The organism is Microbacterium californiense (assembly GCF_047246625.1).
Taxonomy (GTDB): domain Bacteria; phylum Actinomycetota; class Actinomycetes; order Actinomycetales; family Microbacteriaceae; genus Microbacterium.
Genome location: NZ_JBFOKQ010000002.1, coordinates 63066 through 79019 on the forward strand (window position 1 = coordinate 63066; position 15954 = coordinate 79019).

At 70.1% G+C, this 15954-nt stretch carries 16 protein-coding genes; 2 read left to right on the forward strand and 14 right to left on the reverse strand.

Annotation, left to right across the window (positions count from 1 at the left end; all coding sequences use genetic code 11):
* Position 1 precedes the first annotated feature (1 nt).
* Genes dnaG through dusB form a run of 3 tightly spaced genes read right to left on the reverse strand, consistent with a single transcriptional unit; the run spans position 2 to position 4399 of the window.
* On the reverse strand, positions 2 to 1864 hold the full coding sequence (gene dnaG, locus AB3M82_RS11585; RefSeq protein ID WP_412958097.1) for a DNA primase: 1863 nt from the start codon (positions 1862 to 1864) through the stop codon (positions 2 to 4).
* Positions 1864 to 3255, reverse strand: coding sequence for a deoxyguanosinetriphosphate triphosphohydrolase (locus tag AB3M82_RS11590; protein WP_412958098.1), 1392 nt, complete (start codon positions 3253 to 3255; stop codon positions 1864 to 1866). Before AB3M82_RS11590 ends, dnaG begins: the two co-directional genes overlap by 1 nt.
* Positions 3245 to 4399 (reverse strand): tRNA dihydrouridine synthase DusB, encoded by a 1155-nt coding sequence (gene dusB, locus AB3M82_RS11595; RefSeq protein WP_412958099.1) that lies wholly within the window; start codon positions 4397 to 4399, stop codon positions 3245 to 3247. Before dusB ends, AB3M82_RS11590 begins: the two co-directional genes overlap by 11 nt.
* A 60-nt stretch (positions 4400 to 4459) precedes the next feature.
* Between dusB and AB3M82_RS11600 the strand changes: the two genes are divergently transcribed.
* Positions 4460 to 4951, forward strand: coding sequence for a glutathione peroxidase (locus AB3M82_RS11600; protein ID WP_412958100.1), 492 nt, complete (start codon positions 4460 to 4462; stop codon positions 4949 to 4951).
* On the opposite strand, the gene AB3M82_RS11605 is transcribed toward AB3M82_RS11600, so the two are convergent.
* The 3 genes from AB3M82_RS11605 to recO are packed head-to-tail and all read right to left on the reverse strand — an operon-like array spanning position 4948 to position 7221.
* A complete protein-coding gene (locus AB3M82_RS11605) occupies positions 4948 to 5634 on the reverse strand; it encodes a DsbA family oxidoreductase (RefSeq protein ID WP_412958101.1) in 687 nt (228 codons plus the stop codon). The genes AB3M82_RS11600 and AB3M82_RS11605 overlap by 4 nt on opposite strands.
* 46 nt (positions 5635 to 5680) lie before the next feature.
* Entirely contained in the window at positions 5681 to 6484 is an 804-nt protein-coding gene (locus tag AB3M82_RS11610) for an isoprenyl transferase (protein ID WP_412958102.1), read from the reverse strand.
* Positions 6481 to 7221 carry a DNA repair protein RecO gene (gene recO, locus AB3M82_RS11615; protein ID WP_412958103.1) on the reverse strand — a complete coding sequence of 247 codons (741 nt, stop codon included), beginning with the start codon at positions 7219 to 7221 and terminating at the stop codon, positions 6481 to 6483. The genes AB3M82_RS11610 and recO overlap by 4 nt, the downstream gene beginning before the upstream one ends.
* Before the next feature lie 34 nt (positions 7222 to 7255).
* Between recO and AB3M82_RS11620 the strand changes: the two genes are divergently transcribed.
* Positions 7256 to 7942 carry a trimeric intracellular cation channel family protein gene (locus AB3M82_RS11620; protein ID WP_412958104.1) on the forward strand — a complete coding sequence of 229 codons (687 nt, stop codon included), beginning with the start codon at positions 7256 to 7258 and terminating at the stop codon, positions 7940 to 7942.
* Positions 7943 to 8017: 75 nt separating this feature from the next.
* On the opposite strand, the gene leuA is transcribed toward AB3M82_RS11620, so the two are convergent.
* The 8 genes from leuA to dnaJ all read right to left on the reverse strand — a co-directional run bounded on the left by leuA (position 8018) and on the right by dnaJ (position 15946).
* Positions 8018 to 9772: a 2-isopropylmalate synthase gene (gene leuA / locus AB3M82_RS11625; RefSeq protein WP_412958105.1), complete on the reverse strand. Its 1755-nt coding sequence runs from the start codon at positions 9770 to 9772 to the stop codon at positions 8018 to 8020.
* Positions 9773 to 9942: 170 nt separating this feature from the next.
* A complete protein-coding gene (era, locus tag AB3M82_RS11630; protein WP_412958106.1) occupies positions 9943 to 10839 on the reverse strand; it encodes a GTPase Era in 897 nt (298 codons plus the stop codon).
* Positions 10832 to 12133: a hemolysin family protein gene (locus AB3M82_RS11635; RefSeq protein ID WP_412958107.1), complete on the reverse strand. Its 1302-nt coding sequence runs from the start codon at positions 12131 to 12133 to the stop codon at positions 10832 to 10834. The genes era and AB3M82_RS11635 overlap by 8 nt, the downstream gene beginning before the upstream one ends.
* Positions 12130 to 12588: an rRNA maturation RNase YbeY gene (gene ybeY / locus AB3M82_RS11640; RefSeq protein WP_412958108.1), complete on the reverse strand. Its 459-nt coding sequence runs from the start codon at positions 12586 to 12588 to the stop codon at positions 12130 to 12132. Before ybeY ends, AB3M82_RS11635 begins: the two co-directional genes overlap by 4 nt.
* The gene (locus AB3M82_RS11645) at positions 12585 to 13610 is read right to left on the reverse strand and encodes a PhoH family protein (protein WP_412958592.1); all 1026 of its coding nucleotides are present in this window, start codon (positions 13608 to 13610) and stop codon (positions 12585 to 12587) included. Before AB3M82_RS11645 ends, ybeY begins: the two co-directional genes overlap by 4 nt.
* Before the next feature lie 91 nt (positions 13611 to 13701).
* Positions 13702 to 14052, reverse strand: a complete 351-nt coding sequence (locus AB3M82_RS11650) for a histidine triad nucleotide-binding protein (RefSeq protein WP_412958109.1) — start codon at positions 14050 to 14052, stop codon at positions 13702 to 13704.
* 49 nt (positions 14053 to 14101) lie between these two features.
* The gene (locus AB3M82_RS11655; RefSeq protein WP_412958110.1) at positions 14102 to 14830 is read right to left on the reverse strand and encodes a 16S rRNA (uracil(1498)-N(3))-methyltransferase; all 729 of its coding nucleotides are present in this window, start codon (positions 14828 to 14830) and stop codon (positions 14102 to 14104) included.
* 3 nt (positions 14831 to 14833) lie between these two features.
* Positions 14834 to 15946, reverse strand: a complete 1113-nt coding sequence (gene dnaJ / locus AB3M82_RS11660; protein ID WP_412958111.1) for a molecular chaperone DnaJ — start codon at positions 15944 to 15946, stop codon at positions 14834 to 14836.
* Positions 15947 to 15954: the final 8 nt, after the last annotated feature.

A 15954-nucleotide genomic window follows, 5' to 3' on the forward strand; every position in this document is an offset into this window, starting at 1 on the left:
ATCAGGACTCGGCGAATCGCTGGCGCTCGATGTCGATGTCGCGCAGGCGCACCCGCAGCGCGCGGCCGCCGTCGGAGTCCGCCGGCACGCGCTGCACCGCCCCGAGCAGCTCCTGCTTCTCCTGCTCGAGCTGGCGCAGGATCAGCCGGCGCGCCAGGTCGGTCGCCGAGGCCACCGCGCCCTCCTCGTCGCGCGCGGGGAACGGCATCATCAGCAGTTCCCCCGCCAGCGAGCGGTAGGGCTCGCGCACGCCGTTCACCGCCTCGGTGGCCCACCCCGTCCGAGTGCGGTCCGGGGCCGCCGCGACGGCGGCGCGCACGGCCTCGAGGGCGGGAGTGCGGAACGCGCCGGCGAGGGCCCGCGCCAGCAGCGGCTGATCGATCCGATGACCGTACTGCAGGGTGCCCATCAGCGCGTCGCGCTCGACCGCCACGTCCGCGGAGCGCGGCAGCGTGGCGAGCGTCACCGGCGCGATCCCCGGAGCGCCGGGATCCCCGTGCGCGGGCTGCGGCTCTCTCGCGCGCGCCGCCGTCGGTGCGGCCGCTCCGCGCGCCGTGCGCTCCACCTCGGCGTGCACCTCGGTCGGGTCCATCCCCAGCCGACGGGCCAGCACCCGCTCGTACCCCGGACGGAGGAGGCGGTCGCGGATCTCCGCGACGATGGGGGCGGCTGCGCGAAGGGCACCCACGCGCCCCTCGACGGTCGCCAGGTCGAAGCCCGCGAGCTTGCGGTCGATCGCGAACTCGAACATCGGGACCTTGGTGTCCATGAGCCCGCGCACCGCCGCGTCACCGCGCTGCAGACGCAGATCGCACGGGTCCAGACCGTCCGGAGCCACCGCGACGAAGGTCTGGGCGTTGAACCGGTCGTCTTCGGTGAAGGCACGGAGAGCGGCCTTCTGCCCTGCCTCGTCGCCGTCGAACGTGAACACGACCTCGCCCGACGCGTTGTCGTCTCCCATCACCCGGCGCAACACCTTGATGTGATCGGCACCGAACGCCGTTCCACAGGTGGCGATCGCCGTGGTGATCCCCGCCAGGTGGCAGGCCATGACGTCGGTGTAGCCCTCGACCACGACCACCCGTCGTGGATCGCCGCGGGAGATGTCGCGCTTGGCCAGGTCGAGTCCGTAGAGCACCTGCGCCTTCTTGTAGATCGGCGTCTCGGGGGTGTTCAGGTACTTGGGACCCTGGTCGTCGTCGAAGAGCTTGCGCGCGCCGAAGCCGATCGTCTGGCCGGACACGTCGCGGATCGGCCAGACGAGCCGGCCGCGGAAGCGGTCGTAGACCCCGCGCTGCCCCGTGGAGACGAGTCCGGCGGTGCTCAGCTCCTCCCGGGTGAAGCCCTGCGCCGTCAGCGCCTTCAGCATCCCGTCCCATCCGCGGGGCGCGAAGCCGACGCCGAAGTGCGCGGCGGCCCCCGCGTCGAAGCCGCGCTCCCCCAGGAAGCGCCGCGCCGCCTCGGCATCCGCCGTCAGGAGCTGCGCGCGGAAGAACTCCGCCGCCGCCGAGTTCGCGGCGTACAGGCGACTGCGTCCGCTGGTCTCGGGCGCGGCCCCGCCGTCCTCGTAGTGCAGGGTGTAGCCGATACGGCCGGCCAGCCGCTCCACCGCTTCGGTGAAGCTGACGTGGTCCATCTCCCGGAGGAACGAGTAGACGTCCCCCGACTCGCCGCAGCCGAAGCAATGGTAGTAGCCGACCTGCGGGCGGACGTGAAAGCTCGGGCTCTTCTCGTCGTGGAAGGGGCACAGCCCCTTGAGCGACCCCACACCGGCGGACTTCAGCGCGACGCGCTCACCGACGATGTCCGCGATGTTGGTGCGGGCCTTGACCTCGTCGACGTCGGCCTGACGGATGCGCGGCATCAGCCGACACCTTCGACGACCGACCGCCTCTCGGCATGGCGGGCGGCCGGACGCGCGTGCCGCGGCGTCCAGATGCCGACCTCTGCCGGGTCGATCTCGCCCACGAGGCGGTTGTGCCAGTCGATCGCGCTCTGATCCGTGAGGCTCGCGATCTGGTCGACGACCACGCGCGCCCGTTCGGCGTCGTTCTCAGCCGCGACGAAGTCGGCGGCGAACGCGGGTTCGAGCACGTCGGCACCGGCCGACCAGAGCGTGTCGGTCGACCAGAGGGCGTCGGCGAGTCGCTTCAGCACCCGCCGCTGCTCCTTGTAGACCCCCTTGCGGGCGTCGATCGTCACGATCGCCTGCCCCATGATGCCCTTGAGGACCGCGATCTCGGCCTCGACCACCCGTGGCACGACCACGTGCGCGTTGTACCGGACGAGCACCGGCCCGGCGTACGCCTCGCGCGTCGCCGACACCGCCGCCCGCGCGAAGCGGCCGATCAGGTCGCTCGTGAGGTTCTTCAGACGCGCGAGGTCCTGACGGCTGCGGTCGAAGGAGCGCAGCCACATCGGCTGCGAGGAGAGCCGATACAGCGCGTCCGCGAGCTCCTCGCGGGTGAAGTCGTAGCCGACCCACTGCTGGACGCGGCCGACGAGCGCGTCGTGCGCCGACGGGTCGGAGAGCTGGGCGACGTCGACGTAGCCGTTGACGATCGCGTCCTCGAAGTCGTGCACCGAGTACCCGATGTCGTCGGAGAGGTCCATGATCTCGGCCTCGATGCAGCGCAGACGACCGGGAGCCCCCTCGCGCATCCAGCGGAAGACCGCCTCGTCCTCGGGGTACACGCCGAACTTCAGCCGCCCGCCCGGGTCGGGCACGGGGCTGTCGACGGTCCAGGGGTACTTGCAGGTCGCGTCGAGGCTGGCGCGCGTCAGATTCAGCCCGACCGAGCGCTCGTCGTCGTCGAGCACCTTGGCCTCGAGCCGGGTCAGGATGCGCAGCGACTGGGCGTTGCCCTCGAACCCGCCGATGTTCTCGGCCCATTCGTTCAGCGCGCGCTCGCCGTTGTGCCCGAACGGCGGGTGCCCGAGGTCGTGGCTCAGGCAGGCCGTGTCGACGACATCGGCGGAGACGCCGAGGGCGGCGGCGAGCTCTCGCCCGACCTGGGCCACCTCGAGCGAATGCGTCAGCCGGTTGCGGGCGAAGTCGGCCGTGCTGGCGGGGCTCAGCACCTGGGTCTTGGCCGCGAGACGCCGGAGCGCGGCGGAGTGCAGCACGCGGGCGCGGTCGCGCGCGAAGTCGTCGCGCTCCGAACGGTGGGTCTCGGAGAAGAACCGTTCGGCGTCCCGGGAGTCGTAGCCGTCGGTGCGGGGCGCCCGCGCCACGGACGACGCGTCAGCCGCCACTGTTCTCGATCTCCGCTCCGCGCATCATCTCGGATGCCGAGGCCGCGATCTCGCGCGACTCCAGCCACTTGTCCGGCAGCGCCGGCCGCTTCGGACGGCCCGCACGACCGCGCTGACCCTCGGCATCCGCCCCCGGGTAGGGCGCGGTGTGATCGAGCCGGCCGAGCAGATCGTCGATCTCGGCGAGCCTCGATGCCGTCGCGAGACCCGTGCGGATGTCGCCGCCGACCGGATAGCCCTTGAAGTACCAGGCGACGTGCTTGCGGACGTCCCGGCACCCGCGGTCCTCGTCCTCGAAGAACTCCACCAGGAGCTCTGCGTGACGGCGGAACGCGTCCGCCACGAAGCCGAGCGTCGCATCCACCGGCCGCACCTCGGCACCGAAGGCCGCCGCCAGGTCGCCGAAGAGCCACGGGCGTCCGAGGCATCCGCGACCCACGACGACGCCGTCGCAGTCGGTCTGCTCCATCATGCGCACGGCGTCCTCCGCCGACCAGATGTCGCCGTTGCCGAGCACGGGGATGCTCGTGACGGCCTGCTTGAGCTCGCCGATCGCGTTCCAGTCCGCGTGGCCCGAGTAGAACTCGCTCGCGGTGCGGGCGTGCAGGGCGACGGCCGCGACCCCCGCGTCCTCGGCCGCACGACCGGCGTCGAGGTAGGTCAGGTGGTCGGGGTCGATGCCCTTGCGCATCTTCACCGTGAGCGGGATGTCGCCCGCGGCCTTCACCGCCTGGGTGACGATGTCGGCGAAGAGCGAGCTCTTCCACGGGAGCGCCGCTCCGCCGCCCTTGCGGGTCACCTTCGGGACGGGGCATCCGAAGTTCAGGTCGATGTGATCGGCGTGATCCTCGGCCACGATGATGCGCACCGCCTCGGCGATCGTCTTCGGGTCGACGCCGTACAGCTGGATCGACCGGGGCGTCTCGCTCTCGTGATGGCGGATGAGACGCATGGTCGACTCGTTGCGTTCGACGAGCGCCCGCGAGGTGATCATCTCGCTGACGTAGAGTCCCGCGCCGTACTCGCGGCAGAGACGGCGGAAGGCGGTGTTCGTGATCCCGGCCATGGGCGCGAGGACCACCGGCACGTCGAGGTCGATCGGACCGATGCGAAGCGTGCGCGCGGATGCGGTGGCGAGAGTCATGTCGTCTCCATTCTCCCAGACGCGGGGCCTCGGTCGCCGCACCGACCTATGCTGTGGAGTATGACCGATTCCGCGATCCGTTCCATCCCCTTCGTCGATGCCCAGGGCAACGAGAAGACGCTCGACGATCTCGGTGCGGACGTCGTGCTGGTGGTCAACGTGGCCTCGAAATGCGGCCTCACCCCGCAGTACGAGCAGCTCGAGGAACTGCAGCGCCTCTACGGCGACCGCGGCTTCAGCGTCGTCGGCTTCCCGAGCAACCAGTTCCTGCAGGAGCCGGGGTCCGTCGAGCAGATCATGGAGTTCTGCTCCACGACGTACGGCGTCTCGTTCCCGGTGAACGACAAGGTCAGGGTCAACGGCCGCAACGCCTCGGCGCTCTACAAGGCTCTCAAGGAGACCCCGGATGCGGCGGGCAAGGCCGGACGCGTGGAGTGGAACTTCGAGAAGTTCCTGGTGCTGCCCGACGGCGAGGTCCTCCGGTTCCGGCCGAAGCAGAAGCCGGACGACCCCGCGATCGTCGGTGCGATCGAGGCGGCGCTGACCCGCTAGACCGCCGCCGTCTCGGGCTCGGTCTCGCCGCGCTTGCTCCAGAGGTCTCGCAGCACGTTCTCGAACGCGGCCGGCGGCTGAGCGCCGCTGATGCCGTACTGGCCGTCGATCACGAAGAACGGCACGCCCTGGATGCCATAGGCGCGCGCCTGCGCCTGGTCCTGACGGACGGCCGGGAGGAAGTGCTCGTTCTCGAGTGCGTGACGCACGGCATCCGCCTCGAGTCCGACCTCGACGGCAAGGTCGACCAGGTCGTCGATGCGGCCGACGTGCTTGCCCTCGGTGAAGTAAGCCGACATGAGCCGCTCCTCCATCGCGTGCTGCGCGCCCTGCGCCTTCGCGAAATGCAGCAGCTCGTGGGCCTTGACCGTATTGGTGTGCTGAAGGAGGTCGAAGCGGTACTGCAGACCCGCGTTCTCGGCGACACCGGTCACGTGCGACAGCATCTGCTCGACCTGCTCGCGCGGCATGCCCTTGTGGCCGGAGAGGAAGTCGATCTCGTCGCCGTCGAAGTCGACGGGCGTGTCGGGCGAGAGCTCGAACGAGTGGAAGGTCACCGTGACCTGCGGCGCGTCGTCATCGCCGGCGACGGCTTCGAGCCCCTTCTCGAGATTGCGCTTGCCGATGTAGCACCACGGGCAGGCGATGTCGGACCAGATGTCGATGGAGATGGGTTCGCTCACATCGTCATCCAACCCCACGCCGGCGACTCGTATTCCGACTGCGTGCTCAGGCCGAGGCGTCGGGCGTGTCCACGGCACCGCCGAAGCGACGGTCGCGCGACAGGTAGATGCCGATCGCCCGCCACAGCTCCTCGCGCGAGAAGTCCGGCCAGAGGGTGTCGAGGAACACCATCTCGGCGTAGGCGGACTGCCACAGGAGGAAGTTGGAGGTGCGCTGCTCCCCCGAGCTCCGCAGGAACAGATCGACGTCCGGCATGTCGGGCACGTACAGGTGACGGCGGATCATCTTCTCGGTGATGGCGTTCGGCTTCACGCGGCCCGCGGCGACGTCGTCGGCGATCGAGCGCATCGCGTCGACGAGCTCCACGCGCCCGCCGTAGTTCACGCACATCGTGAGGGTCAGCACGTCGTTGTCGCGCGTGAGCTGCTCGGCGTACTGCAGCTCCTTGATGACGCTGCCCCACAGGCGCGGCTTGCGCCCGGCCCAGCGCACCCGGACGCCCCATTCGTTGAGCTGATCTCGACGTCGGTGCAGCACGTCGCGGTTGTAGCCCATCAGGAACCGCACCTCCTCGGGGGAGCGCGCCCAGTTCTCGGTGGAGAAGGCGTACACCGAGAGATGCTTCACCCCCGCCTGGATGGCCCCGGCGACGACGTCGAGGAGCACCTCCTCGCCGGCCTTGTGCCCTTCGACCCGGCTGAGTCCCCGCCGGTTGGCCCACCGCCCGTTCCCGTCCATGACGATCGCCACGTGCTCGGGCACGGCTCGGAAGGCGGGCGGGTGCACCCCGGTCCAGTCGAGGGGCCGATAGGCCACCGCATCCTTGTGCGTGTAGGGCTTCGGGGTCACCGGGCTCCTCCGGGATCGTCGGACACGTGCGCGAGCGAGCGGATGCCGCGCTCCAGGTGCCATTGGGCGTAGGCGGCGATCAGGCCGGAGGCCGCCGCCGTGTCGGTCGCGGACGCCGCGTCGACGGCATCCCACTCCCCCGCCATGAGGGAGCGCAGCAGAGCCACCGCGCGCTCGCTCACCCTCGGGCTTCCGGCCGGCGCGTCGGCGCTGCAGACGAGGCCGCCCAGCTGGGCGACGAAGGTCGTATGAGGGCCCTGAGCGCCGCAGCGCGCGCAGTCGCCGAGCGACGGGGCCCACCCCGAGAGCGCCATGACGCGCAGCAGATATGAATCGAGGATGCTGCGGGGCGCGTGCTCCCCCCGCGACAGCGCCCGCAGGCCGCCGACCAGCAGCAGGTACTGCTCCGGCGTGGCCTCCGCGTCGCTGAGTCGATCCGCCGTCTCGACCATCGCGCTGGCCGAGGTGAAGCGGTCGTAGTGCGCGACGATGTCGGCGCCGTACGAGCCCAGGGACTCCGCCTGCTGCACGATGTCCAGCGAGCGGCCCTGGTAGAGCTGCACGTCCGCCACCATGAACGGCTCCAGACGAGAGCCGAACTTCGACGAGGTGCGCCGCACGCCCTTGGCCACCGCGCGCACCTTCCCGTGCCGTCGCGACAGCATCGTCACGATGCGATCCGCCTCGCCCAGCTTGTGGGTGCGCAGGATCACCGCTTCATCTCGATAGGTGGGCACCCGTCAATTATCGTCCGTGCGCGAGAATGGACGGGTGACCGAACCGCTCTTCACCATTCCGTTCTGGGCGGATCTGCTCGGCGTCGGGCTCGGCGGCGTCCAGGGGGCGCTGTTCGCCTCGGGGTTCCAGGGTCAGCGCCGTCTCGATTGGCTGGGCGTCGCGATCATCGGCATCATGATCGGCATGGGCGGCGGTCTCATCCGCGACATCCTCCTCGGTCAGACCCCGGCGACCCTGCAGAACCAGTGGTATCTCGTCACCGCGGCCGGTGCCGCGCTCTTCGGCATGCTCCTCGCCGGGATCTTCAGCCGCCTCAACACCGTGATCGTCGTGCTCGACGCGGTCGTCATCGGCATGTTCGGCGCGTTCGGGACCAGCAAGGCCCTCGCCTTCGGCATCCCGGAGGTGCCCGCCGTGTTCATCGGGGTGTGCGCCGCGGTGGGCGGCAGCATCCTCCGGGACATGCTCATGGGCCTGCCCACCGCGATCATGCACGTGGGGTCGCTCTACGCGGTCGCGGCGGGGGCCGGCTGCACGTTCATCGTCGTCGCCGTCGCGCTGGACGTGCCGATCACGCTCGCCGCCGTGATCGGGATCGCCGTCACCGCCGTCATCCGCGTGCTGGCGGTCACGTTCGACGTCTCGCTCCCGGAGCAACGACGACTGTACCGACGCAAGGTGGCGGCCGAGACGGGCACGATCCCGATCGTCAAGCCCTGACGGACGCCCTTCGTCTCGCTGCGCTCGCGCAGGGACCGGGAAGACGCCCGCGCTCGCTCAGGGAGCGGGTGCCGGTCAGACGGCCGCGAGCTCCGACTGCCGTGCGCGGATCGAGCGGTTCACCCCCGACACGATGGCCTTGAGGGACGCGGTGGAGATGTCTCCGTCGATGCCGACGCCCCACAGCCGCTGATCGCCGATCTGCAGCTCCACGTAGGCCGCGGCCTGCGCGTCGCCGCCGGCGCTGAGCGCGTGCTCGACGTAGTCGTAGAGCGTGATGTCGAAGCCCTGCGCCCGGAGCACCTCGATGAACGCGGCGACCGGGCCGTTGCCGTTGCCGACGACCGAGAGCTCCTGGTCGTCGTCGCGCAGCACCACATCCAGCACGACGTCTCCCGACATGTCGCTCCGCGTCTGCGTCGCGAGGAGCTCGAAGCGCCCCCACTTGTCTGCGGTCGACGCCGCGGGGAGGTACTCGTCGCAGAAGATCGACCAGATCTGGTCGCTCGTGACCTCGCCGCCCTCGGCATCCGTCTTCGTCTGCACGACGCCCGAGAACTCGATCTGCAGCTTGCGCGGCAGGTCGATCGCGTGGTCGGCCTTGAGGAGGTACGCGACGCCGCCCTTGCCCGACTGGGAGTTGACCCGGATCACGGCCTCGTACGAGCGTCCGAGGTCCTTCGGGTCCACCGGCAGGTACGGCACGGCCCACTCGATCTCGTCGACCGTGACCCCCTCGGCCTCGGCGCGCGCGGCCATCGCCTCGAAGCCCTTCTTGATGGCGTCCTGATGCGATCCGCTGAACGCCGTGAAGACCAGGTCTCCCGCCCACGGGCTGCGCTCGGGCACCGGCAGCTGGTTGCAGTACTCGACCGTGCGCTTGACCTGGTCGATGTCGCTGAAGTCGATCTGCGGGTCGATGCCCTGCGTGAACAGGTTGATGCCCAGCGCGACGAGGTCGACGTTGCCGGTGCGCTCGCCGTTGCCGAACAGGCATCCCTCGATGCGGTCGGCCCCCGCCATGTAGCCGAGCTCGGCGGCGGCGACGGCGGTGCCTCGATCGTTGTGGGGGTGCAGCGAGAGGATGACGTTCTCGCGGTGATTCAGGTGGCGGCTCATCCACTCGATCGAGTCGGCGTACACGTTGGGTGAGGCCATCTCGACCGTGGCCGGGAGGTTGACGATGACCTTCCGCTCGGGCGACGGCTCGAAGACCTCGATGACCTGGTTGCAGATGTCGGCGGCGAACTCGAGCTCGGTGCCCGTGTAGCTCTCGGGCGAGTACTCGTAGAAGACCTGGGTCTCCGGGATGCGCTTCTCGAACTGCCGGCATAGCCGGGCGCCCTCGAGCGCGATGTCGATGATGCCCTGCTTGTCGGTGCGGAAGACGACCTCGCGCTGGAGCACGCTCGTGGAGTTGTACAGGTGCACGATCGCCTGCTTCGCGCCGGCGATCGATTCGTAGGTGCGCTCGATGAGGTGCTCGCGCGCCTGGGTCAGCACCTGGATCGTGACGTCGTCAGGGATCAGATCCTCTTCGATGAGCTGCCGCACGAAGTCGAAGTCCGTCTGGCTCGCCGACGGGAATCCGACCTCGATCTCCTTGTATCCCATGCTCACCAGCAGCTCGAACATGACGCGCTTGCGCTCCGGCGACATCGGGTCGATGAGCGCCTGGTTGCCGTCGCGCAGGTCGACGGCGCACCATCGCGGTGCCGTGGTGATGCGGGCATCCGGCCAGGTGCGGTCGGGGAGGTCGACGGCGATCTGCTCGTGGAACGGCCGGTACTTGTGGATCGGCATGGACGACGGGCGCTGGGTGTTCTGCATGATGGGGCTTCTTCTCTTCGTCAAGATGAACGGGCCAACACAAGCGCCGCGACGAGGAAGGCCCTAGCTCTTAGGACTCGTCGCGGCAGCTAAGAAGAAGCAGACCGCCGAAAGGCATGTCGTCATGCTAGCAGGATGCGGCGGCGCCGGGTCTCCCAGAGCACGCGGGATCAGAATCCCAGGCGGCCGAGCTGCTTCGGGTCGCGCTGCCACTCCTTGGCGACGCGCACGTGCAGCCCGAGGAAGACCCGGGTGCCGAGGAGCTCCTCGATGGCCGCGCGCGCCCGTGCCCCGACGTCCCGCAGCCGCTTGCCCTTGTGGCCGATGATGATGGCCTTCTGGCTGTCGCGTTCGACGACGATCGACGCGTGCACGTCGGTGAGGTCGGAGTCCTCGCGGGGGGCGATCTCGTCCACCACGACGGCGATCGAGTGCGGGAGCTCGTCGCGTACGCCCTCGAGGGCGGACTCGCGGATGATCTCCGCGATGCGGTCCTCCGCGGACTCGTCGGTCGTGATGCCTTCGGGGTAGAGCGCAGGGCCCTTCGGCATGAGCAGCAGCAGCTCGTCGGCGAGGACCTCGAGCTGCTCTCGGGTGAGCGCCGACAGCGGGATCACCGCCGCCCAGTCCTCGCGGAGCGCATCGACCTCCATCAGACGCTCGGTGATGTCGTCGCGGCTCGCGGCATCCGTCTTGGTGACGATGGCGACCTTCTTCGCTCGCGGGTAGCCGTCGAGCGAAGCGGCGATGCGCCGATCGCCGGGTCCCACCTTCTCCGTCGCCGGCACGCAGAAGCCGATGACGTCGACGTCGCCGAGCACCTGCTCCACCAGGTCGTTGAGACGCTCGCCGAGGAGCGTCCGCGGCTTGTGGATGCCGGGGGTGTCGACGATGACGATCTGCCCGTCCGGACGGTTGAGGATCCCTCGGATCGCCCGACGCGTGGTCTGGGGCTTCTCGCTCGTGATCGCGATCTTCTCGCCCACCAGGGCGTTGGTGAGCGTCGACTTGCCCACGTTCGGTCGTCCGACGAAGGTGACGAACCCGCTCCGGCTCTGCTCAGTCATCGCGTCGCTCTCCTTCTTCCTCGACCGCATCCGCGGCACTGTGCGCCCGCTCCACGAAGACCGAGGCGATCCCCCTGCCCCGTCCGCGCGAGGCGCCTCCGGTCAGGACCAGTCCGTCCACGACGGCCGTGGCGCCGGGCTGCGGGACCTGCCCCAGCGCCTTGCCGAGCAGGCCGCCGATGGAATCGACGTCCTCGTCCTCGAGCTCGAGCCCGAAGAGGTCGCCGACGTCCTCCAACGACGATCGCGAGCTGACGCGGTAGCGTCCGTCGCCCAGGTCGACGAACTCCGCGGACACCTGATCGTACTCGTCCGAGATCTCCCCGACGAGCTCCTCGATCAGGTCCTCGAGGGTGACCAGCCCGGAGATGCCGCCGTGCTCGTCGATCACGAGGCACACGTGCACGGCATCCCGCTTCATCTGCTGCAGCAGGGTCTCGGCGCGCATCGACTCGGGCACGAAGGTCGCCGGGCGCGAGATCGGGCGGATGGACGCTCCGCGCCAGGCGCCTTCGTCGCGGTAGGCGAACTGCACCAGGTCCTTCAGGTACAGCACCCCGACCACGTCGTCGGCCTCGTCGTCGACGACCGGCATGCGCGAGACGCCGCGGTGGAGGAACAGCCCCATGGCTTCGCTGGTCGATGCGGTGGCGTCGACGGTGACCATCTCGGTGCGCGGCACCATGACGGCACGGACGAACTGGTCGGTGAAGTCGAACACGGAGTGGATGAGGTCGCGGTCGTCCTCTTCGATCAGATCGTTGGATGCCGCTTCGTCGACCATGCTCAGCAGCTGCTCCTCCGAGGTGAAGGAACTGCGGCCGGCACCGGGGGTGACGCGATTGCCGAGCACGACGAGGCCCTGGGCGAGAGGGCCGAGGATGATGCGCAGGCCCCGCACGATCGGGGCGGTGGCCCGCAGGAGTCCGTCGGCGTGATGACGCCCGAACGAACGCGGGCTGGCGCCGACCAGCACGAACGTGATCCCGGTCATCAGCACGGCGGCGGCGAGCATGGCCCACCAGATGTTCTCGAACAGCGACGTCAGCGCGACCGTGACGAGCACCGCGGCGGTCGTCTCGGCGAGCACGCGGATGAACGAGACCGCGTTGACGTGCGCGTCGGGATCGGCCGCGATCCGCGCGAGCTGGGCGGCGTTGCGCCCCTCCGATCCCATCTCCTCGAGGTCGGAGCGCGAGCGCACCCCGAAGGCGGCATCGATGGCCGCCATGAGGCCGCCGAAGGCGACGAGGAGGACGGCGCCGGCGAGGAGGAAGACGGCGGCCGCGGTCATCGACCGCGTTCGGCGGCGGCGAAGCCCTGGATGAGCTGCTTCTGCAGGCCGAACATCTCACGCTCCTCGTCGGGCTCGGCGTGGTCGAAACCGAGGAGGTGCAGCAGACCGTGCGTCGTCAGGAGGATGAGCTCGTCCATGAGGGAGTGACCCGCCGCCTGAGCCTGCGTCTCGGCGACCTGCGGGCACAGCACGATGTCCCCGAGGAGTCCCGGAGCGGTGGGGCGGTCCTCCGAGCCCGGACGCAGCTCGTCCATCGGGAAGCTCAACACGTCGGTCGGGCCGGGCTCGTCCATCCACTGGACGTGCAGGGCCTCCATCGCACCCTCGTCGACGAGGACGATCGCGACCTCGGCGTCGGGGCTCACGTGCAGCTGCGCGAGGTTGTAGTCCGTCAGGCGCTGCAGCACCGTCTCGTCGACGTCGATGGCCGACTCGTTGTTGATCTCGATCATGAGAGTCCTCGCTTGGGCATCCGGTCACGGGGTCCGGGGCGCTGGGCGCCTCGGCGCTCGGCGCGATTGGCGAACTCGGCGGCCTGGTCGCGCTCCGCGCGCACTGCGGTGCGCCGCTCGTCGTACTCGCTGTAGGCGTCGACGATGCGCCCGACGAGGGAATGACGCACGACGTCGTCGCTGGTCAGCCGGGCGAAGTGGATGTCGTCGATGCCGTCGAGCACCCGGGTCACCAGGCGCAGACCGGACGCACCCTGCGGCAGATCGACCTGCGTGATGTCGCCAGTGACGACCATCCGCGTGCCGAACCCCAGCCGGGTGAGGAACATCTTCATCTGCTCCGGCGTCGTGTTCTGCGCCTCGTCGAGCACGACGAACGAGTCGTTGAGCGTGCGGCCGCGCATGTACGCGAGAGGGGCGACCTCGATGGTGCCGGTCGCCATCAGGCGAGGCACGATCTCCGGGTCCATCATCTCGTTGAGGGCGTCGTAGAGGGGCCGCAGGTAGGGGTCGATCTTGTCGGTCAGGGTGCCGGGCAGGAACCCGAGCCGCTCCCCCGCCTCCACGGCCGGACGCGTGAGGATGATGCGGGTGACCTCCTTGCGCTGCAGCGCCTGGACGGCCTTGGCCATCGCGAGGTAGGTCTTGCCCGTGCCGGCCGGCCCGATGCCGAAGACGATCGTGTTCTGCTCGATCGCGTCGACGTACTCCTTCTGACCGAGGGTCTTGGGGCGGATAACCTTGCCGCGCGTCGAGAGGATCGCCTCGCCCAGCACCTCGCTCGGGCGGGGACCGCCCTCCTGCCGGAGCATGCGGGCCGAGCTCGTCACATCGCTCGGAGCCAGGTCGTGTCCCGCCCGGGACATCTGCAGCAGCTCCTCGACCAGGCGCGCGGCCGCCGCGACCGCCGCCGTCGAGCCGCTGAGGGTGATCTCGTTGCCGCGCACGAGCACCTGCACCTCGGGATGCTCCTTCTCGAGCATCCGCAGCAGGCGGTCCTGCGGGCCGAGCAGCTGCACCATCGCGACACCGTCGGCGTAGATCGTCTGGACCGACTCGGGCGCGGGGGTGCCGGAGCGACGTTCGGGGACCCCGTCTCCGCGATCGTGATTGTCAGGCACCGACGCTCTTCTCATCCAGTCCGCCGCCCAGCACATGCGCGTGGACGTGGAACACCGTCTGTCCGGCGTTCTCGCCGGAGTTGAAGACGAGGCGGAAGTCGCCGTCGTCCGTGTGCTGCGCGGCGAGCTCCTTCGCCAGCGACACCATCTCGGCGAGCAGCGTGGGGTCGCCCGCCGCCAGTTCGGCGACGTCGCGGTACTCCGCCGTCTTGGGGATCACCAGGAGGTGCACCGGCGCCTTCGGCGCGATGTCGCGGATCGCGAAGACCCGATCCGTCTCGGCGAGGACCTCTGCGGGGATCTCCCCTTCGAGGATGCGCGTGAAGATCGAGGGCTCGGTCATGCGTCCAGTCTAGACGCCGGGCACCCGGCGACGGCCGGAACGACGCGGATCACCAGCGTCCGAGCGCGACGGAGAGCACCGCGATCGCCGCGGGTCCCGCGGTCGAGGTGCGCAGGACGGTGTCGCCGAGGAGCACGCGCTCCGCCCCGGCATCCGTCAGCCGAGCCAGCTCGTCGTCGGAGATCCCGCCCTCGGGGCCGACCACCAGGACGAGGTCGCGTCCGTCGGCCTCGATCTCCGACAGACGGGTGGATGCTGAGGGGTCGAGCAGCAGCACCCGGTCGGTCGCAGCGCGCTCCGCCAGGGCGGCCGTCGTCTGGGGCGCCCGCACGTCGGGCACCCAGGCACGATGGGCCTGCTTCGCGGCCTCGCGGACGATGGTCGCCCATCGCTCGCGTCCCCTGACCGCCTTCGGTCCCTCCCAGCGCGAGATGCTCCGGCTGGCCTGCCACGGCACGATCTCGTCGACCCCGAGCTCGCAGGCCGCCTGGACGGCGAGCTCGTCGCGGTCCCCCTTCGCGAGCGCCTGCACCAGCACGATCCGCGGGCCCGGAGCGGCGTGCACGGTCCGTGCGGCGATCCGCACGTCCACGCGCGACGGCGTCACCTCTTCGGCGACGCCCTCCAGCCAGACCCCGACCCCGTCGCCGACGGTGACCGGCTCGCCGACCCGCAGCCGGCGCACCACCGCGGCATGCTTCGCCTCGGCCCCCGTCAGCGACACCACGGAGCCGACCTCGGCCTCGGACGCCGATTCGACCAGGAAGTGCAGAGCCATGGCTCAGTGCGCGCGGAAGCGGTCGCGGAGCTTCGAGAACAGCCCCTGCTGGAACTGGGCGAGCTGCGGCCCGGGGGTCTTGGCCTTCTTGGCGAAGTCCTCGATCAGCGCGCGCTGCGCCGCGTCGAGCTTCGTCGGGGTCACGACCTGCACCCCCACGCGCAGATCCCCGCGCTGGGTGCCGCGGAGCGGCGTGATGCCGCGGCCCTTGATGGTCAGCACGTCGCCCGACTGCACGCCGGGACGGATCTCGAGATCGACCTCGCCGTCGAGCCCGTCGATCGACGTCTCTGTCCCGAGGATCGCATCCGTCATCGAGACCTCGAGGGTCGCGAGCAGGTCGTCGCCGTCGCGGCTGAACGCGGGGTGCGGGTTGACCGTGACCTCGACGTAGAGGTCGCCGTGGGGCCCGCCGGCCTTGCCGACCTCGCCCGATCCGGGCAGCTGCAGGCGGAGGCCGGTCTCGACGCCGGCGGGGATGTCGAGCGACACGGTGCGCCGCGAGCGCACCCGTCCCTGGCCGCCGCACGTGCCGCACGGGAACGGGATGGTGGTGCCGTAGCCCTCGCACGTGCCGCAGGGCTGCGAGGTGACGACGTTGCCGAGCAGGCTGCGCACCTGGCGCTGGACGTGACCGGATCCGCCGCAGATGTCGCAGGTCACCGGCGAGGTGCCCTCCTGGCAGCACGAGCCCTGGCAGGTCTCGCACAGCACGGCCGTGTCGACCTCGATGTCGCGGTGCGCGCCGAACACGACGTCGCCCAGATCGAGGGTGACGCGCACGAGGGCGTCCTGGCCGCGCTCGCGCCGGGACCGCGGACGCGCGCGCCCCCCGCCCTGCCCCGCCCCGAAGAACGTCTCGAAGATGTCGCCGAACCCGCCGAAGCCGCCGAAGTTGCCGGCCGCGCCGTCTCCGCCGCCCATGTCGTAACGGCGACGCGAGTCCTCGTCGCTCAGCACGTCGTAGGCGTGGGTGACGAGCTTGAACTGCTCGGCCGCGTCCTCCCCCGGGTTCACGTCCGGGTGCAGCTGGCGCGCCAGCCGGCGATACGCCTTCTTGATCTCATCGGTGGAAGCGTCCCGGGACACCCCGAGAACCTCATAGTGGTCCGCCACAATCGCCT